Genomic DNA, 19,284 nt, shown 5'->3' with positions numbered 1-19,284 from the left:
CGGTCAACGGGTCACGAAATCAGAGGGAGGGTTGGGTTTGGTGAAAAAACGCACGCGCTTGCGCCACAGCTGCAGCGCTTGCCAATGGATGCGCAGCATCACCATCAAGGTCATCCAAGGAAAGCGCCACAACGCTTGTCGCTGTGCTGCCAGGGTGGCCGGCACCAACACGCCGCTGACACTGGTTTGAATCAGTGGGCCTTGGGCATCGTCGTGGTCGATCCTGGCCACGGTGCGATCCGCGGTGCGCATGAAGCGAAACCGGTAGCGGCCTTCGATGGCACAAAACGGCGACACATGAAACACCTTGGTCGCCGCTTGTTCAACGCCCCAGCGGGGGTGGTCCAGCAAGTAGCAGTGCCGTTCACCAAAGGTGTTGTTGACTTCAACCACGATGGCGCGCAAGCGGGCATCAGCTGAGTGGCAATACCAAAAGCTCACCGGTTTGAAGGTGTAGCCCAGCACCCGCGGGTAGCAGTGCAGCCAGACTTCGCCCGTGGCATCGTGAATGCCTTCGTGGTGCAACACTTCATCCAGCCATGCCAATGCGCCGCCCTGAGCTGCGCCACGTCCGTCGCCGTGGTCCACATCGTGAAAGCTCATCAGCCCTGCGCGGTTGATGGCCAGCGTGGACGACACGCCGGTGGCCAAGCTGCGCATGGGCAAGAGCAAAAAATACGTGGCGTAGTCAAACGCATGGCGTGTAGGGCGCAATCGCGTGTGGCGCACTTGGCCCAAACCCAACAAGGGTTGCGCGTGCGGCACGCGGGCTGCGTCGCTCATCGCGCCAGCACCCCCAACGCGGCGGCACGACCGGCTTTGAAGCCGTCTTCGTGAAAGCCGTAACCCATCCATGCGCCCGCATACCAGGTGTGTTGCTGGCCTTGCAGCGCGGGCATCTCAGATTGAGCCTGAATTGCGGCCAAGTCGAACACCGGGTGCGCATAGTGGTAGCGGCCGATCACGTGCTTGGGGTCGATCTCATGGATCGGATTGAGCGACACAAACACGTTCTCGGTGAAGGGCAAAGGCTGCAACTGGTTGAGCCAATAGTGCAGGCAGACCTGGGCATTTTCGGTGTCTTGTTTTTCCGCGCGTTGGTAGTTCCATGCGGCCCAGGCCAGTTTCTTTTGAGGCATGACCGAAGCATCGGTGTGCAACACCGCCAGGTTCGGGTGGTAGCGCACAGCGCCTAGCGTGCGTTGCTCTGGCTGGCTTGGATTTGCCAGCATGGTCAGCGATTGGTCGGCGTGGGTCGCCAGCACCACGGCATCAAAGCGCTCGTTGCCCATCGCGGTGTGGAGCGTGACGCCTTGTGCGTCGCGCTCTATGCGGTGCACGGGCGTGTTGAGGCGCTTGTCGTGGATGTGGGCGATGATTTTTTCGACGTAATGGCGCGCCCCTCCGCGCACGGTGTGCCACTGCGGCCTGTTGTTGACCTGCGCCAATCCGTGGTTGTGGCAAAACCGCACCATGGTGGCCACCGGAAACATGAGCATTTGGTCGGTCGGGCAACTCCAGATGCAGCCCAGCATGGGCAGCAGGTAGTCGTCGCAAAATGCCTCGCTGAAGCGGTTCGCCAGCAAAAACTCGCACAGGGGTTGGGTCAACTCTTCGTCGTGGTTGCGCAGCGCCAGTTCGGTGACCAGGGTGTTGAAACGCACCACCTCGCGCAGCATGCCAATGAAGCGTGGGTTGAACAGGTTGCGTCGTTGGGCAAACACGGTGTTGAGGGTCGAGCCATTCCACTCCAAGGTGCGTTGCCCATGCGCTTGCGGCGCCTGCACCGAGAACGACATGTCGGACTTGGCGGTGGGCACCTGCAATTCGTCCAGCAAGGCAATCAAGCCTGGGTAGGTGCGCTCGTTGAACACCAAAAACCCGGTGTCCACGCCATGCGTTTGCCTGCCTTGGGGCGTGGGCAAGGTCACGTCCACGGTGTGGGTGTGACCGCCAAAGTAGTCGCCCGCTTCAAAAAGCGTGATGTCGGCATGACCGCGCAAGTGGTGCGCACAAGACAGGCCCGAAATGCCCGAGCCGATGATGGCAACGCGCGGGTTCATGTGCCGTTGACTTTGGCAGCCAGTTGCTTCTCCACTTCGGTCACAAAAGACTTGTCTTGTGGGCCGGTCATCGAACTGAAGCTCTTGATGTGTTGGCCATCACGGCTGATCACGTACTTGTAAAAGTTCCAGCGAGGCGCGGTGCCGGTTTGATCGGCCAGTTGTTTGAACAAGGGCAAGGCCTCGGACCCTCGTACCGTCGACTTGGCAAACATGGGGAATTTGACGCCAAAGGTGTTCTCACAAAAGTCGGCGATTTTGGCGTTGCTGTCTGGCTCCTGGGAAAAGTCGTTGGACGGAAAACCCAGCAACACCAAGCCACGGTCTTTGTACTTGGCATACAGAGCCTCCAGTCCTTTGTACTGGGACGTGAAGCCGCAATAACTGGCGGTGTTGACCACCACCACCACCTGCCCGGCGTATTGGCACAGGGCTTGGGGCTTTTCGTCTTGCAAGCGCATCACGGTGTGTTGCAGCACGCGCGGGCAAGTGTTGGCTGGCGCGGCAGGTGCAGGTTCTGCGGCCTGGGTGTGGAGGGGGGACAGCCAGGCCATCCCAGCCCAAAGTGCCAAGGCTAAACTGCGAACGAAACCTGATGAAAATGACATAGGTGCTTGGTGGGTGATGCGAATTCGTGCATGATCGCGTAAATTGCCAATTTTGTCTAGGACAAACTGAGTTCTCTCCCCTCTGACCCGGAATTTGTTGCCCCCATGAACTTTCGCGCCGAATCTGCTGCCCAAGCCTTGCTGCTGTCCATTGCGGCGGTCGAGCGCGACACGGGCATTGGCAAAGACACGCTGCGTGTTTGGGAGCGGCGCTACGGATTTCCAAATCCTGGCCGGGATGCCTTTGGTGAGCGCACTTACCCCACCGCGCAGGTCGAAAAACTGCGCCTCATCAAACGCTTGATGGACCAAGGCCAGCGACCGGGCCGCGTGGTGCCCTTGGCCAGCGAAGACTTGCAACGTTTGAGCCAAAACCTGCCCACCACCCAACCACAGCGCACCCCAACCGAGTCCCTGAGCCCGCATGCCCACGTGGCGCGCTACCTGCAGTTGATCCGCGACCACGACACCGAGGGCTTGCGCGCGCAACTCCATCTGGCATGGACGGAACTTGGGCTGGCGCCCTTTGTCATGCAGGTGGTGGCGCCCGTCACCGCCGCCGTGGGCGACGCCTGGATGCGCGGCGAGATGGAGGTGTTTGAAGAGCATTTCTACACCGAGTGTGTGTCTGCATTGCTGCGCCACGCGATGGACAGTTTGCCTCAGGCCCAGGCGACGAACTCGCCACGGGTCATGTTGACCACTGTTGCGCAAGAACCCCATGGCTTGGGACTGCTGATGGCGCAAAGCCTGTTGGCCTTGCAGGGCGCGCATTGTGTTTGGCTGGGCACGCAAATGCCGGTTCATGACATTGCCAAAGCGGCCCTGGCCCATTCCGCACAGGTGGTGGCGTTGAGCTTCAGCGCCATCCTCAACCCCAAGCAGGTGGCCGACGACTTGAAGGAGTTGCGCTTGCTGTTGCCCCCCCACACCGAAGTCTGGGCTGGTGGGCAAAACATCGCTTTGAAACGCCGTCAACTGGCGGGGGTGGTGTGCGTCCAAGGCTTGGGCGATGTGGCCGCTCAGGTGCAACGCTGGCGTGCTGGGCACGCCACCTAAAATTGCGGCCATGACCGCAACCCCACTGACCGCTCCGGCGTTTTTGAACAAGCTCACCTCCCGCGCCGAGGCCGCGCAGCGCGTGGCCGCTTTGCGGGCCCAGGGGCCTGTGGTGTTCACCAATGGCGTGTTCGACGTGCTGCACCGAGGGCACGCCACTTACTTGGCTCAGGCCCGAGCCTTGGGGGGCAGTTTGGTGGTGGCGCTCAACAGCGACGCATCGGCACGTCGCTTGGGCAAAGGCCCAGACCGCCCCCTCAATGCCGAAGCCGACCGCGCGGTCTTGATGGCCGCCCTGGAGTCGGTGAGTTTGGTGACCTGGTTTGACGAAGACACCCCGCTGGAGCTCATCCGCGAGTTGCGTCCGGACATCTTGGTCAAAGGGGGTGATTACGACATGTCCAAACTCGCCGAAACCCAGGTGGTTGAGGCCTATGGCGGCCGCGCACAAGCGATTGAATTTGTCGACGGTTACTCCACCACGGCACTGGTCACCAAGATACGCGCGCACTGAGGTGTGGGCGAAATCGCCCGGCCGCTTTGGCTTACGGCACGAGGGCGTGCGCGGTCTGCGCACCAAAGACAGCAGCCCATAAACCAACAACCGCTGCGCGTTCCTGCAGCAAATCGTGGGCGCTCACTTGGGTCGGCTGTTCGTCCAACCGCGCCGTGTGTTGCACTTTGCGCAACTCGCGGTAGGCATCGGCGGCGGCTGTGCCGACACCGGGCGGCAGCAACCCGGCTTGCTCGGCGTTGTGCAACAAGGCAATGTTGCCCAGGTTGGCGCTCAAGCTGGGATGGGTGTGTGAAAAGGCCAGCACCAAATACTGCACAGCAAACTCCACATCCACCATGCCACCGGTGCTGTGCTTGACATCGAACAAGCCGGCCTTGACGGGCCGCGCAGTTCGCAGTTTGTCACGCATGGACCGGATCTCAAGTGCCAAGGCGGCGTGGTCGCGTGGCGCATGGATCACGCTGCAGCGAACCGACTCAAAGCGTTGGTGTAATTCAGGCGAGCCCAAACAGCAGCGTGCACGTGTCATGGCCTGGTGTTCCCAGGTCCACGCGGTGTTGCTGCCGCGTTGCGCTTGGTAGCTGGCAAAAGCCTCGAAGGTGGACACCAGCAAACCCGAATTGCCGTTGGGGCGCAAGGCGGTGTCAATTTCATACAAATCGCCCTCGCCGGTTTTGACCGTGAGCCAATTGATCAGCTTGCGCACAAAGGCGGCATAAATTTCGCCGGCTTGTTCGTGCGGGTCTTCGTACACAAACACGATGTCGAGGTCGCTGCCATAGCCGAGTTCTTTGCCGCCCAATTTGCCGTAACCCACGATGGCAAACAACGGCGCATCGCGGTGACGCTGTTTCAAGCGCTGCCACACCCAGCGGCTGGTGATGTTGAGCATGGTGTCTGCCAGTGCACTCAGGTCATCGGCCACCTGCTCGACGGTGAGGCTGCCTTCGACGTCGCGCGCCAAGGTGCGAAACACCTCTGCGTGGTGGGCACGGCGCAGCAGGTTGAGCAAAGCTTCGTCATCGTCTTGGTCCACATTCTGCAAAGCCGCGCGGCGTTGTTCCAACTCGGCCTCAAAAGCCACCGGATCAAACCGCTCATGCAACAAGGACTCAGAGGCCAACTCGTCAATCACACCCGGGTGTTGCAACAAATATCGGGCCGGCCAACGCGCAGCACCCAACAAACGCAGCAATTGCTCGTGCACACGCGGGCGCTCTAGCAGCAAGGCCAGGTAACTTTCGCGGCGCATCAGCGGCTCCATCCAGTCGCACCAGCGCAGCGCGGCCTCTTCGCTGGCCAGACCTTGGGTGAGCCAGGTTTGGGTGCGCTGCAACAGCCGCAACAAACGCTGGCGCGCATCGTCGCGCAAGGCGCGCACCCGCGGCTGATCTGGCCACAAGGCCACGCGTGCGCGCAGCCGCTCGCTGAGGTGTGGCAGCAGGCTCTCCAGGTCGGGGCAATCCAGCGAGGTGTGCGCGCCACATCCTTTGCAGTCTTTGGGCGACGTGTCTTGGCGCGCTCTGTCTTGGCCCAGCAAGCGGTCAAACTCTTGCGCCACACACTCGCGGTGGCCATCGAGTTGGATCAAAAAGTCACACACATCGCCAAAGCCCAGCGTCAGTGCAACCCACTCGAGGTCGGCATCCTGCGTGGGCAGCAGGTGGGTTTGCTGGTCGTCCAAGTACTGGATGCGGTGCTCGACTTGGCGTAAAAAAACATAAGCCGTGGCCAGTGCATCGGCGGTGTGGGCGGGCATGAGCTTGGCTTGGACCAGGCGTTGCAGAGCTTGCAAGGTCGGGCGGGTGCGCAGTTCAGGAAACTGCCCGCCGCGCACCACTTGCAGCAGCTGCACCGTGAATTCAACTTCGCGGATGCCGCCCCGCGACAACTTGACGTCGTGGGCCCGCTCAGGCCGGCCCGCACTGCGTTTGGCCGAGTGCTGGCGAATTTGTTGGTGCAGTCCACGCAGGGCTTCGAACACGTTGTAGTCGAGGTAGCGGCGAAACACAAATGGCAGCACCGTGTCGCGCAAGTCTTGCGCTGCCAGCTGGGCGCTGGCCGGTGCGACCACACGGCTTTTGAGCCAGGCAAAGCGCTCCCATTCGCGGCCTTGCACCAGGAAATACTCTTCCAACGCGCTCAGCGACACCGCGCTGGGACCAGAGTTGCCGTTGGGTCGCAAAGCCAAATCCATGCGAAACACAAAGCCATGCTCGGTGGTCTCGCCAATCAGGCTGTAGATCAGCTTGACCGCTTTGGCAAAGTAATCGTGGTGGCTGATGCGGCCACGTCCATCGGGCAAACCGGTGGTCTCGCCCTCCTCGTCGTAGACGTAAATCAGGTCGATGTCGCTCGACACATTGAGTTCACGCGCACCCAGTTTGCCCATGCCGATCACCCACAGCACGGCGCGTTGACCGCTGGCGCCCAAGGGGGGGCCGTAGAGCGCATCCAGCTGGGTACAGGCCTCTTGATAGGCCACGTCCAAGGCCAGTTCGGCCAATTCGGTCATGCCGCGCGTGATCGCCGACAAGTCGGCATGTTGGGTGCAGTCGAGCACCACCAGTCGCTCCATCACCAACTGGCGCAGGATGCGCAAGGCCGCACCGCAGCCGTGTTGCTGGCGCAAAGCCGAGAACGCCACCTGCAAGGTGGCCAGGACAGGCGCGCCGCTGGGCAACAGGGACATCTCAGCCGGGTAGCGACGGCGAATGCGTTGAACAAAGCGTGAGTAAGCACTCAGGTCGTTCATCGAGAGGGGGATAATTCCGGTCACGTTGCTTTCACCATGAAACAGTTGTCCGATCCGTCTGAACCCACATCCCACATTTGCACACCCCCCTCGCGGTGGAAGCGTCTGTTCACGGGTGTGCTGTGGGTCTTGGGCATGGTGTGTCTGGTGCTGGTGGTGGCATGGGCCGCCCTGCACGCTTTGATTGTGCCGCGAATCAACGATCACCGGGAGTGGTTGCAACAGCAAGCCACCCGTGCCATTGGCACGCCGGTCGAGATCGGACAGATCCGCGCCACAGGGGGGTGGCTGGTCACGGGGTTTGAGGTGTTGGAGCTGCGGGTGTTGGACAGCCAAGGCCACGAGGCCTTGCGTTTGCCACGCGTGCTGGCGGCTTTGTCCTTGCGTTCGGTGCTTCAAGGTGGCTTTGAACGGCTGGCGATTGACCAACCCGAATTGGACATCCGCCGTGACGCCAAGGGGCACCTTTGGGTGGCTGGTTTGAGTACCCAAGCAGCGGGCGATGGTGCGGCGGCAGATTGGTTTTTTTCTCAGCATGAATTTGTGGTGACCCAGGGGCTGCTGCACTGGCGTGACGAGGCGCTGCATGGGGCTGATGCGCCCGCGCTGACCCTGAGCCAAGTGGATGTGGTGATCCAAAACCAATGGAACGGCCATGACCTGCGCCTGGCTGCCACCCCCCCGGCGGCGATGGGGCAACGCGGGTCCGTGCATGGCAAATTCAGCCAAGCGCCTTGGGGTCGTGCGGGGGACACGCAGTCATGGTCGGGCCAAGTGCAGGCTGATTTGCCGGCGGTCGATGTATCGACCTTGCGTCAGTGGCTCCCGATGGATCACGGCATCTCCATCCAAGAAGGGCGAGGCGCCATGCGCGTGTCGCTCGACGTGGTGCATGGTCAAGCGGTGGGGCTTCAAGCCGATGTGTCGCTGCAGTCGGTCAACGTGCGTTTGGGGGCTGAACTCGAGCCCTTGGCGTTGCGTCACATGGCGGGCAAACTGGGCGCCAAGTGGCAACCCAAAGGCGTCAAGCCGTCGGTGGAAATCAGCACCGACAACTTGGTGTTTGACACCGTGCAGGGCGAGCGTTGGCCGGGCGGTGTGTTGCGTGTCACCTGGCAGGGCGACGACCTGCAAACAGGCACCCTCCGCGCGGATCAGTTGGACTTGCAGGCTTTGGCCCAGGTCAGTCAACGCCTGCCCTTGCCCGCGCAGTGGCGCGCCTTGCTGGCGCGGGTGAAACCCCAAGGACAGGTCAACCCATTGCAAGTCACTTGGCAAACGTCGGTCGCTGGCAGCCAAAGCCCAAGGCTGAGCTACACAGCGCGCGGTGCGGTGCAAGGCCTGCAGCTCTTGCGTGACACCGCGCCAGACAGTCCGTTGGCCTGGGTGCCGGGGGTGCAAGGTGCCAGCATGGACTTCGAGCTCAATCCAGAGGGTGGCAAAGCCCAGCTGCGCATCGAACAAGGCAGCGTGACCTTGCCCATGGGCTTGGATGAGCCGCGAATTGTGTTGGACCAAGCCTCGGCTCAGTTGCTGTGGCAGCAACGCGGCGAGCAGCTCTCGGTGCAAGTCAGCCAAGCCCAGCTGGCCAATGCCGATCTGATGGGGCAGTTTGAAGGCAGTTGGAAGACGGGCGAAGCCGCCCAGCGTTGGCCGGGTGTGCTCGACCTCACCGCCAGCATCAGCCGCGCCCAAGTGGCCCAAGTCCACCGTTACTTGCCCAACAGCCTGCCACCGGATGTGCGTGTTCATGTGCGCGAAGCCATGCAACAGGGCTTGGCCAGCAAGGCCAAACTGCGCATCCGTGGCGATTTGAATGACTTCCCGTTTGACAACGCCAAGTTGGGCGAGTTCCGCATGTCGGCCCAAATCGACGAGGGTCGCTACGCGTATGTGCCCGTGCCCAAGGGCAGCCGACCTGCCCCCAACAGCAGCTGGCCGGCCCTGACGGCGGTGCGTGGCGAGCTGGTGTTGGAGCGACGCGCCTTGCATTTCAAGGGCAATGCCCGTGTCGAAGGCGCCGACCACGTCGACTGGCAAAAGGTCGAGGCCCACATCGCCGATCTGCGCAAGCCAGAGGTCAAGGTGGTGGCTGAAGGTGGCGGGCCACTCAGCGAGGTGTTGGGCGTGGTCTCACGCACGGCATTGCATGAACTCACGGGTGAAGTGCTCGACGCCAGCCAAGGGGCGGGCTTGGCCAACTACAAGCTCAACCTGCAGCTGCCTCTCAACGCCCTGCGCAAGTCCAAAGTGCAAGGCAGTGTGAATTTCTTGGGCAACGACCTTCAGGTCATGCCAGGCACGCCGGTGCTCATGGGCGTCAAGGGGGCCATGCAGTTCAGTGAGCAAGGCTTCACCTTGAAAGACCTCAAGGCCCGCACCTTAGGGGGAGAGGCCCAAATCGAGGGAGGTCTGAATGTGGCCGCACCCTCTGGCGACTCGCCTTTGCAACTCAAGGCCAAAGGTCGCGTCAGCGCGGAAGGCCTGCGCCAAGCCCGCGAGCTGGGCGCGGTCGCACGCATGGCCCAACACGCCAGCGGCAGCGCGGCCTACGAATTCACCCTGGGGCTGCGACGAGGCCAGCCTGAGTTGCTCATCACCAGTGACCTCAAGGGTTTGGTGCTGAATTTGCCAGCCCCTTTGAACAAAGCAGCCACGGCGGGACTGCCCTTGCGCGTGTCCACCCAGCTCACCCGAGAGTCATGGCTGCCCAAGAGTCGGGTGTTGCAAGACACCCTCCAACTCAGCCTGGGCCGTGTGCTGGCGCTGAGCTATGTGCGCGATCTCAGTGGCGACCAGCCGCAGGTGCTGCGAGGTGGCATCTCCGTGGGCGACGCCCTGAGCGAGAGCTTGCCCATGCGCGACAAAGGCGTCAGCCTGAACTTGCAGTTGGCCACCTTGGATCTGGACGCGTGGAGCGATGCCGTGAGCGACCTCACGGGTGTGCCCATGCGCGACGCGTTGCGCGCCCCATCGGCGCTCAAGCCCATGGGCGCACCGGCCGACCTGGGCGGTGCGCAAGATTACTTACCCAACTTCGTGACGCTGCGCGCAGACCAGCTCACGCTGACCGAGCGGGTGATCCACAACGTGTTGGTCGGTGGTACCCGTCAAGGCGATCTGTGGCGCTTGAATCTGCGCGCCGACGAGCTCAACGGATCGGCCGAAGTGCGACCGGCCAATGGCAATACCCCGGCGCAACTGTTGGCGCGTTTGAGCTACTTGAATATTCCACCCAGCTTGGTGCCCGATGTCGAGCGCATGCTCAGCGAGCAACCCAGCAGCATTCCGGCCTTGGACATCGTGGTGGAAGACCTGACCTTGCGCAACAAGAAGTTGGGACGGTTGGAAATTCAAGCGGTCAACCGCACCGGCACCAACGCCACGCGTGAATGGCGGTTGAACAAACTCAACCTGAGCATGCCAGAGGCCAGTTTCACCGCCAGTGGCAGCTGGGCCGCAGATGGGCCCATCTTGCGCCGCACGCAATTGAACTTTGTGCTGGATGTGAACGACAGTGGGAAATTGTTGACGCGCTTGGGCACGCCCGATGCGGTTCGCCATGGCAAGGGGCGCCTAGAGGGACAGGTCTCTTGGCGCGGCTCACCCATCACCCTCGACTACCCCAGCATGTCGGGCAAGCTCAATTTGGACATTGAAAAAGGCCAATTCCTCAAGACCGAACCGGGGGCAGCGCGTTTGCTTGGCGTGCTGAACTTGCAAGCCTTGCCACGGCGACTGACCTTGGACTTCAGCGACATCTTCAGCGAAGGCTTTGCCTTTGATTTTGTCCGTGGCGATGTGCGCATCGACCAAGGCGTGGCCTTCACCAACAACTTGCAGATGAAGGGCGTGGTGGCGGGCGCCTTGATCGAGGGGCGGGCCGACCTGGCCCGAGAAACCCAAGACCTCAAGGTGGTGGTGGTGCCCGAAATCAATGCCGGCACTTACGCGTTGTACATGGCCACCATCAACCCCTTGGTGGGCTTGACGTCCTACCTGGCCCAATTGGTCTTGGCCAAGCCCTTGGTGCGCGCCAACACCAGCGAGTTCCACATCGATGGCACCTGGCTCAACCCCCGCGTGACCAAGGTCGACTGATGTTGTTCCCCGCCGGTACGTTGTTGCGCCGTTGGTCTTTGTGGCTGCTGCTGGTGGTGTTGGTGCTGTCCATGCTGAGCACGCTGGTGTGGTTGGCCGGACGCTACGAGGTCAGCCAAGTGCAAAGCCGCATCGAACGCGACGCCTCGGATGCGGTCAGTGACATCCGTGCCGCGCTGACGCGCAATGTGCAGACCTTGCAGACCCTGCAATTTGTCGACCACACCCAGCGGCCTTGGCCGCGTGAGGCGGCCAGCTTGTTGCGCGAGCACCGCGAATGGTTGCGCCTGGAATGGCGCGACGTGGAGTTGGGCGTCATCGCTGCTGTGGACACACCGTTTCGCGCCCCCGTCTTTGCCAAGCAAGGGCGCTCTGCCCGCCAGCCCGAGGTGGTGCAGGCCTGCGCCGTGGCGCGACGCCAAAGTGGGCCAGGCTATGGGGTGAGCACCTATGTGCCGCAAAACGACGGTTTGGGGCTGGAGATCATGGACCTGTGCTTGCCGGTGCTGGTGGACGGGCGACTCACGGGCTACACCGTGGCGAGTTATACGCTGAGCGAAATTCTCGCTGGCATGGTCGGGCCGCAACTCACCCGCAGCCAAGAGGTGTCTTTCACCGAGTCAGATGGCACGCGGCTGGCCAAATTTGGCACGCCTCGCCGTGGCAGCCGGGTCTTCACCGCCCAGCAATTGCTTGACTTGCCAGGGCACGCGATGGTCTTGCGCATGGACAGCTGGCGGGCTGCACCCGACGTCTTTCCGAATGTGTTGACGGCCTTGGTCACGGCAATGGCGATCGCCTTGGTCACCGTGCTGGCGATGTTGGCGCGTGACATGCGCAGACGCCAGCGGGTGGAGTCCGATTTGGCCGACGCACTGGCGTTTCGCAAAGCCATGGAGGACTCGCTGGTCACCGGGCTGCGTGCGCGCGACAACCAAGGCCGCATCACCTATGTCAACCCTGCGTTTTGTGAAATGGTCGGTTTCACCGCCAAAGAACTCTTGGGGCACGGCATTCCAGCCCCCTACTGGCCGCCCGAGATGATTGACGAATACGGCCAGCGCCAAGCCCTGCGTTTGGCGGGCAATGCGCCGCCGCGCGAAGGGGTGGAGTCGGTCTTCATGCACAAGGGCGGTGAGCGCATTGCTGTGCTGATTTTTGAAGCCCCTTTGATCAACGCCAATGGCCAGCAAACCGGGTGGATGAGTGCGGTGCTCGACATCACCGAGCAGCGTCGCGTGGAAGAACTCTCCCGCGCCAGCCAAGAGCGCTTGCAAGCCACCGCGCGTTTGGCCACCGTGGGCGAGATGGCGTCGCTTTTGAGCCACGAACTCAACCAACCCTTGGCGGCCATTTCCAGCTACGCCACCGGCAGCATGAACTTGCTGCAAGACGTGGCCCTGCAAGACGCCGGTTTGGCCGAGATGCTCGGCAGCGCCATCGCGCGCATTGGCCAACAAGCCGAACGTGCGGGCAAGGTGATCAAGAGCGTGCATGACTTCGTGCGTCGCCGTGACCAAACCCGCGAAGCCGTGTTGCCGCGCACCTTGCTGGACAACGTGATGCCCTTGATCATCTTGCAAGCCCGCAAACTTGGGGTTCGCGTGGTGGTGCGCTGCCCCGACCAGTTGCCCGCCGTGTGGTGTGACCGCACGATGGTGGAGCAGGTCTTGCTCAATTTGGCCCGCAATGCCATGCAAGCCATGGCCGATGACACCACCGACAAAGTGTTGACTTTGGCCGTGCGCACCGCAGCGTCCAATGCCGTGAGCCGCTGGATGGCGTTTTCTGTCACCGATGTGGGCCCTGGCATTGCCCCGGGGGTGGCGGAAAAACTCTTCACCCCGTTCTTCACCACCAAAGCCGAAGGCATGGGCTTGGGCCTGAGTTTGTGCCGCACGGTGGTGGAACAACACGGTGGCTTGTTGAGCCACTGCGACAACCCTCCCCGTGGCACGGTGTTCAGTTTCACCTTGCCCCAGGCTTGATTTCAAAGGAACCTCACCATGCAACCTTCCGAAGATGCCCTGGTCTTCATCGTCGATGACGATGCCGGCGTGCGCGAAGCCTTGGCTTGGCTGCTGCGTTCGCGCCGTTTGCCCAGTGAGTCCTTTGACAGTGCCGATGCGTTTGCCGCATTTTTGAACGCCCCCTCCCGCGCCGCTTGGTGCCCGAGCCAACCCGGTTGTTTGTTGTTGGACGTGCGCATGCCGGGCATGAGTGGCCTGGCCTTGTTTGAGCAGTTGATTGAACGCCAATTGCTCGATGTGTTGCCGGTGATTTTTTTGACCGGTCACGCCGATGTCCCTACGGCGGTGGATGCGGTCAAACGTGGCGCATTTGATTTTTATGAAAAACCGTTCTCCGACAACGCCTTGGTGGACCGCATTGAGCAGGCCTTGCAGCGCTCGGCATCCACTTTGCAAGGGCAACGGGCCAAACAAACCCTGCAACAGAGTTTGGCGGATTTGACCGAGCGCGAGCGCGACGTGATGCGTTTGGTGGTGGAGGGCTTGCCCAACAAACTGATTGCCGATCAGCTCGACATCAGTGTGCGCACGGTGGAAGTTCACCGAGCCCGCGTGTTTGAGAAGATGGCGGTCAAGTCGGCGGTGGAGTTGGCCAATTTGTTGCGCAGCGAGTGAAAGCTCAGCGCATGTTGGCGTCGTCTTTGGGCCGTTCGGGGGCTTGCTGTTGGGCGGCCTCGTGCTCGGCTTCGCTGCGGCCTGAAAACATGGTCCACCACACGATCAAGACCAAGATGCATCCGGCGCCCAAGGCTTCGAGCAAAATCAACAGCATGAAACAACTCCTGTGGCGTGTGGCATCGGCACTGATTGTAGGAAGCCTGGCCGCCTGTGGCTCTGGCCCGCGTGTGCGTGCCTTGCCCGATGACGTCGCGCGCCCTGCCGTCGTCGCACCGGCGCCTGTGGTGCGCCCGCCTGAGGCGCCGCGGGCCAGCGGCGCCTTGGCCGGATTGCCTGGCACCCCCAGCCCCCAGCAGTCCTACCGCAGCCGTTGGGTGGCGGTGTCGTGGGACGACTTGCCGGGATGGCAAGACGACAGCTTGCAAGACGCATGGAATGCCTGGTTGCAAAACTGCGAACGCCCCGGCCCCTTGTTTGGCCCCTTGTGCCCAGGCGTGCGCCAATTGCTGTTGGCCAGCGATGACGAGCGCCGTGTCTGGATGATGGCCCATTTGCAGCCCTACCGGGTGGAGTCGCTCGATGGCGCCATCGAGGGTTTGCTCACCAGTTACTACGAACCTGTGTTCGAGGCGTCATCGCAGCGCCGCCCGGGGTTTGAGGTGCCGTTGTACGCGCCGCCCGATGGCTTGTCCGATCTGCGGCGCAGTGGGCGCATGTGGTTCACACGCCAAGAGATCGACACCCAGCCTCAAGTTCAAGAGGCCTTGCGTGGACGCGAAGTGGCGTGGTTGGCCGACCCGATCGATGCCTTGGTGTTGCACATCCAAGGCTCGGGCCGTGTGCGCATCACCGAGGCGGATGGCCAAGTGCGCGTGGTGCGCTTGGCGTTTGCGGCTTCCAACGAACAGCCCTACCAAAGTGTGGGCCGTTGGTTGCTTGATCGGGGTTTGGTGCGTGATGCCTCGTGGCCTGGCATCAAAGCATGGATCCGCACCACCCAACAAAGCAACCCACGGCTGGTGCAAGACATGCTGTGGAGCAATCCACGCTATGTGTTTTTCAGCCCAGAACAGCGCAGCGGCGTCGACGCTGAAGCCGGCCCGCGTGGCGCGCAGGGTGTGCCGCTCACGCCCGGACGCTCGATTGCCGTGGACAAAGACTCGGTGCCCTACGCGACGCCCCTGTGGATGTTCTCCAGTGGCAGCGGTGCGAATTTGCAGCGGGTGGTGTTCGCGCAAGACACGGGCAGCGCCATCGTGGGTGCGGTTCGCGCAGACTACTTTGCCGGCACGGGCCCACAAGCCGGTGAGCTGGCGGGGCGTATGAAACAAAATTTGCGCCTGTGGGTGCTTTGGCCGAGGTGAAGATGGGTATCAAGCAATTCAATGGTGAGTGGGTGGCGCAAGAAGACCGTGTCATGTTTCGCTTCAACACCCACGAGAACGAAGAATTCAGCCTGTGGCTGACGCGTCGCATGGTGCAAGGTGTGCTGCAAGGCACGCAGCATTTGGCGGTGAAAAATTTGGAAAAACACCATCCGCCCCAGGTGGCGCAAGCGGTGCAAGCTTTTCAGCAGCAAGCGGTGGCCCAGCAGGTGAAATTCGAAGACAGTTACCAATCTGCCGCGCAAAAACCGTTGGGGGAGGCGCCCATCTTGGTCATCGGTTTGGTGATGAACCAAATGGAAGACCAGACGGCCATTGAGTTTCAAATGAACAACGGGCAAAGCGTCAACTTGAAACTGCCCTTGCCGGTGCTTCAACTGATGGTGACCTTGCTCAACAAATTACAAGACACCGCCGGTTGGGGCGTTGGCTTGAGCGAGGCAGACCCCGGCGCGCCATCGCTGGTCACGCCCCCGCCGCACCACGTGCATTGAACACGTCCCTCCAGCGCAGGCGACGTGGCGCACATGCGCTGGGCGGCTTGCAGGTCTACACTTTGTGTTGGTCCTCAGAACTTTAGGAGCATGCGATGAACGCCCCCCTGCCCGAGCACATTCGCCGTGCCCTCGCCGATGTCACCCTGGACGACAAGTACAGCCTCGATGTGGGACGCGCCTTCATGAGTGGCGTGCAAGCCTTGGTGAAGTTGCCCATGCTGCAACGCCAGCGCGATGCCCTGCAAGGCAAAAACACGGCGGGCTTCATCAGCGGCTACCGTGGTTCGCCCTTGGGCGGCTATGACCAAGCTTTGTGGAAGGCCAAGGCGTATTTGCAGGCGCAGCAGATCGTCTTTCAACCTGGGGTGAACGAAGAGTTGGCCGCCACCGCCTTGTGGGGCACCCAACAGCTGGGCTTTGCGCCTGCGGGCAGCAACAAGTTCGACGGCGTGTTTGGCATTTGGTATGGCAAAGGCCCTGGTGTGGACCGTTGTTCCGATGTGTTCAAGCACGCCAACATGGCGGGCACCACCCCCTGGGGCGGCGTGCTGGCCGTGGCGGGTGACGACCATGTGTCCAAAAGCTCGACCGCTGCGCACCAGAGCGACCATATTTTCAAAGCCTGCGGCACGCCGGTGTTCTTCCCGTCCAGCGTGCAAGAGATCTTGGATTTGGGGCTGCACGCCATTGCCATGAGCCGTTTCTCGGGTCTGTGGGCGGGCATGAAGACGATTCAAGAAATTGTCGAGTCCAGCGCCTCTGCTGTGATCGACCCCGCGCGGGTCAACATTGTGTTGCCTGAGTTTGAGATGCCGCGCGGCGGTTTGCACATCCGCTGGCCCGACGACGCGCTGAGCCAAGAAGCCCGCTTGTTTGACTACAAGTGGTACGCCGCCCTGGCCTATGTGCGCGCCAACCGTTTGAACCACAACGTGATCCAGGGTCCGAACGACCGCTTTGGTTTGATCGCCAGTGGCAAGGCCTACAACGACACCCGTCAGGCCTTGCTCGACTTGGGGCTGGACGACGCCACCTGCCAGCGCGTGGGCATTCGCTTGCACAAGGTCAGCGTGGTGTGGCCGCTGGACGCACAGCTCACGCGCGAGTTCGCCACCGGCTTGCAAGAAATTTTGGTGGTGGAAGAAAAACGCCAAGTCATCGAATACCAACTCAAAGAAGAGCTTTACAACTGGCGTGCCGATGTGCGGCCCAACGTCTTGGGCAAGTTCAACGAGGTGGCGGGCGATTTTTCGGGCGGCGAATGGTCGCAGCCCAACCCCAGCGCCAACACCTTGTTGCGCGCCAATGCCGATCTCAATCCCGCACTGATTGCCAAGGCCATTGCCCAGCGCCTGAAAAAACTCGGGCTCGATGCCGACACCCAAGCACGGGTGGACGCTCAGTTGGCCATCATCACCGCCAAAGAACGCGCCATGCAGGTGGTGGAACTCAAGGCTGACCGCCAGCCCTGGTTTTGCTCGGGCTGTCCGCACAACACCTCCACCCGCGTGCCCGAGGGTTCACGCGCCATGGCTGGCATTGGTTGCCACTTCATGGTGTTGTGGATGGACCGCAGCACCAGCGGCTTCACCCAAATGGGCGGCGAAGGCACGCCCTGGGTGGGGCAGCAACCGTTCGTCAACGACACCCACATCTTTGCCAACATGGGGGACGGCACTTACTTTCACAGCGGCATCTTGGCCATTCGCCAAAGCATTGCCGCAGGCGTGAACATCACCTACAAAATTTTGTACAACGACGCCGTGGCCATGACCGGTGGTCAGCCGGTGGGTGAACGACCCGAGGGTCACAGCGTGCTGCAAATTGCGCACAGCATGAAGGCCGAAGGCGCACAGCGCATCGTGGTGGTGACCGACGAGCCGGACAAATACGAAGGCGTTGATTTGGCTCAGGGTGTGGCGGTGTTCCACCGCGACGAACTTGACCGCGTCCAGCGCGAGATGCGCGAGATCACAGGCTGCACCGTCATCATCTACGACCAAACCTGCGCCACCGAAAAACGCCGCCGCCGCAAACGCGGCACGATGGTGGACCCTGCCGTGCGCGTGGTGATCAACGACTTGGTGTGCGAGGGTTGTGGCGACTGCGGTGTGCAAAGCAACTGCCTGAGCGTGGAGCCCTTAGAGACCGAGTGGGGCCGCAAGCGCACCGTCAACCAAAGCACCTGCAACAAAGACACCAGCTGCTTGAAAGGCTTTTGCCCCAGCTTTGTGACAGTGGAAGGCGGCCAGCTGAAAAAGAAGGCCAAGGGCGTGGCCGCCTTGGCCTACCCCACCCCCGACTTGCCTGAGCCCACCCTGCCGTCTCTCGACCAGGGCTGGGGCTTGGTGGTGGCGGGTGTGGGTGGCACCGGCGTGATCACCATTGGCCAGTTGCTGGGCATGGCGGCGCACCTGGAGGGCAAAGGCATCGTCACCCAAGACGCGGCAGGTTTGGCGCAAAAAGGCGGCGCCACCTGGAGCCATGTGCTGATGGCCCATGACCAAGACGCGATCCGCACCACGCGTGTGAGCTTGGCTTCGGCCGACTTGATTTTGGGCTGCGACCCGATCGTCACCGCAGGCAAAGAAACCTTGCAACGCATGCGCGCCGGGCGCACCCATGTGGCGCTCAATGCCCACAGCGCGCCCACGGCGGCGTTTGTCAAAAACACCGACTGGCAAAACCCAGCCGATCAGTGCGTCGCAGAAATTGCGCAAGCCGTTGGGGCGGATGGCTTGGGGCTGTTTGACGCCAACCGCGTGGCCGTGCAGACCTTGGGCGACAGCATCTTTGTCAACCCCATGATCTTGGGCTACGCCTGGCAAAAAGGTTGGGTGCCGCTGGGCTACGAGGCCTTGATGCGGGCCATGGAACTCAACGATGTGGCGGTGGCTCAGAACCAAGCGGCGTTTGAGTGGGGCCGTCAATGTGCGCACGACTGGGCGGCGGTGCAAGCGGCGTTGGCACCTTCCCAAACCGTGCACTTTCACAAGCCCGTGGGTGTGGAGGACGTGATTGCGCGGCGTGTGGCGTTTTTGACCGACTACCAAAACGCCGCCTATGCCGCGAGCTACCTCAGCACGGTAGAGCGTGTGCGCGCGGCCGAGGCCGCGCTGCGCACAACCTCGCTCACCGAAGCTGTGGCGCGCAACCTCTTCAAGCTGATGGCGTACAAAGACGAGTACGAGGTGGCGCGTCTGCACACAGACAAAACGTTCTTGCAAAGCATTGAGAAAACGTTCGAGGGTGACTACACACTGAACTACCACTTGGCACCGCCCCTGATCGCCAAGACCAACGCCAAAGGCGAGTTGCAAAAGCAAAAGTTTGGCCCGGCCATGTTGACAGGGTTCAAGCTGCTTCAGCACCTCAAGGGCTTGCGGGGCACGCCCTTGGACATCTTTGGTTACAGCGAGGAGCGTCGCACCGAGCGGGCCTTGATCGGCGAGTACCGCGCCACGCTGGACGCGGTGCTGGCCAAGCTCACGGCGGACAACCACGCACTGGCGCTTGAGCTGGCCCGTTTGCCCGAGCAGATCAAGGGCTTTGGCCATGTGAAGGCGCGCAACTTGGCGGCGGCGCGCGGCAAGTGGGAAAGGTTGCTGGCGCAGTGGCACGCACAGGCCCTGGTGTAACCAGGGTCGCCAA

13 protein-coding genes are annotated in these 19,284 nt (G+C 61.8%); 8 read left to right on the top strand and 5 right to left on the bottom strand.

What is annotated here, in order from left to right:
* Positions 1-3: 3 nt before the first annotated feature.
* The 3 genes from ACKWJN_RS03375 to ACKWJN_RS03365 are packed head-to-tail and all read right to left on the bottom strand — an operon-like array spanning position 4 to position 2,617.
* Complete coding sequence (locus tag ACKWJN_RS03375) at positions 4-783, bottom strand: DUF1365 domain-containing protein (RefSeq protein ID WP_408594509.1); 780 nt, start codon at positions 781-783, stop codon at positions 4-6.
* Complete coding sequence (locus ACKWJN_RS03370; RefSeq protein WP_408594507.1) at positions 780-2,063, bottom strand: NAD(P)/FAD-dependent oxidoreductase; 1,284 nt, start codon at positions 2,061-2,063, stop codon at positions 780-782. The genes ACKWJN_RS03375 and ACKWJN_RS03370 overlap by 4 nt, the downstream gene beginning before the upstream one ends.
* A complete protein-coding gene (locus ACKWJN_RS03365; protein WP_408594505.1) occupies positions 2,060-2,617 on the bottom strand; it encodes a glutathione peroxidase in 558 nt (185 codons plus the stop codon). The genes ACKWJN_RS03370 and ACKWJN_RS03365 overlap by 4 nt, the downstream gene beginning before the upstream one ends.
* A 159-nt stretch (positions 2,618-2,776) precedes the next feature.
* Between ACKWJN_RS03365 and ACKWJN_RS03360 the strand changes: the two genes are divergently transcribed.
* Both ACKWJN_RS03360 and rfaE2 read left to right on the top strand, forming a co-directional pair.
* Positions 2,777-3,730 (top strand): MerR family transcriptional regulator, encoded by a 954-nt coding sequence (locus ACKWJN_RS03360; protein WP_408594503.1) that lies wholly within the window; start codon positions 2,777-2,779, stop codon positions 3,728-3,730.
* Between the two features lie 10 nt (positions 3,731-3,740).
* On the top strand, positions 3,741-4,244 hold the full coding sequence (rfaE2, locus tag ACKWJN_RS03355; protein ID WP_408594501.1) for a D-glycero-beta-D-manno-heptose 1-phosphate adenylyltransferase: 504 nt from the start codon (positions 3,741-3,743) through the stop codon (positions 4,242-4,244).
* Positions 4,245-4,275: 31 nt separating this feature from the next.
* Here the strand turns inward: rfaE2 and glnE are convergent, their stop codons facing one another.
* Positions 4,276-7,002 (bottom strand): bifunctional [glutamate--ammonia ligase]-adenylyl-L-tyrosine phosphorylase/[glutamate--ammonia-ligase] adenylyltransferase, encoded by a 2,727-nt coding sequence (glnE, locus tag ACKWJN_RS03350; RefSeq protein WP_408594606.1) that lies wholly within the window; start codon positions 7,000-7,002, stop codon positions 4,276-4,278.
* A gap of 36 nt (positions 7,003-7,038) precedes the next feature.
* Between glnE and ACKWJN_RS03345 the strand changes: the two genes are divergently transcribed.
* The 3 genes from ACKWJN_RS03345 to ACKWJN_RS03335 are packed head-to-tail and all read left to right on the top strand — an operon-like array spanning position 7,039 to position 13,748.
* Positions 7,039-11,103, top strand: coding sequence for a YhdP family protein (locus ACKWJN_RS03345; protein ID WP_408594500.1), 4,065 nt, complete (start codon positions 7,039-7,041; stop codon positions 11,101-11,103).
* A complete protein-coding gene (locus ACKWJN_RS03340) occupies positions 11,103-13,091 on the top strand; it encodes a two-component system sensor histidine kinase NtrB (protein ID WP_408594499.1) in 1,989 nt (662 codons plus the stop codon). Before ACKWJN_RS03345 ends, ACKWJN_RS03340 begins: the two co-directional genes overlap by 1 nt.
* An 18-nt stretch (positions 13,092-13,109) precedes the next feature.
* The gene (locus ACKWJN_RS03335; RefSeq protein WP_408594497.1) at positions 13,110-13,748 is read left to right on the top strand and encodes a response regulator transcription factor; all 639 of its coding nucleotides are present in this window, start codon (positions 13,110-13,112) and stop codon (positions 13,746-13,748) included.
* A 4-nt stretch (positions 13,749-13,752) separates the two neighbouring features.
* Here ACKWJN_RS03335 and ACKWJN_RS03330 read toward each other — a convergent pair whose 3' ends face one another.
* A complete protein-coding gene (locus tag ACKWJN_RS03330; protein WP_408594495.1) occupies positions 13,753-13,905 on the bottom strand; it encodes a hypothetical protein in 153 nt (50 codons plus the stop codon).
* Between ACKWJN_RS03330 and ACKWJN_RS03325 the strand changes: the two genes are divergently transcribed.
* From ACKWJN_RS03325 to ACKWJN_RS03315, 3 genes are all read left to right on the top strand, one after another.
* Complete coding sequence (locus ACKWJN_RS03325) at positions 13,838-15,115, top strand: murein transglycosylase A (protein ID WP_408594493.1); 1,278 nt, start codon at positions 13,838-13,840, stop codon at positions 15,113-15,115. The two genes, ACKWJN_RS03330 and ACKWJN_RS03325, sit on opposite strands and share 68 nt — an antisense overlap.
* A gap of 2 nt (positions 15,116-15,117) precedes the next feature.
* Complete coding sequence (locus tag ACKWJN_RS03320; protein WP_408594491.1) at positions 15,118-15,630, top strand: hypothetical protein; 513 nt, start codon at positions 15,118-15,120, stop codon at positions 15,628-15,630.
* A gap of 95 nt (positions 15,631-15,725) precedes the next feature.
* Positions 15,726-19,271, top strand: coding sequence for an indolepyruvate ferredoxin oxidoreductase family protein (locus tag ACKWJN_RS03315; RefSeq protein ID WP_408594489.1), 3,546 nt, complete (start codon positions 15,726-15,728; stop codon positions 19,269-19,271).
* The last annotated feature ends 13 nt before the right edge of the window (positions 19,272-19,284 follow it).

This window comes from Limnohabitans sp. (genome assembly GCF_046052825.1).
Taxonomy (GTDB): Bacteria; Pseudomonadota; Gammaproteobacteria; order Burkholderiales; family Burkholderiaceae_C; genus Limnohabitans.
This window is presented reverse-complemented; position numbering and strand designations above follow the sequence as displayed.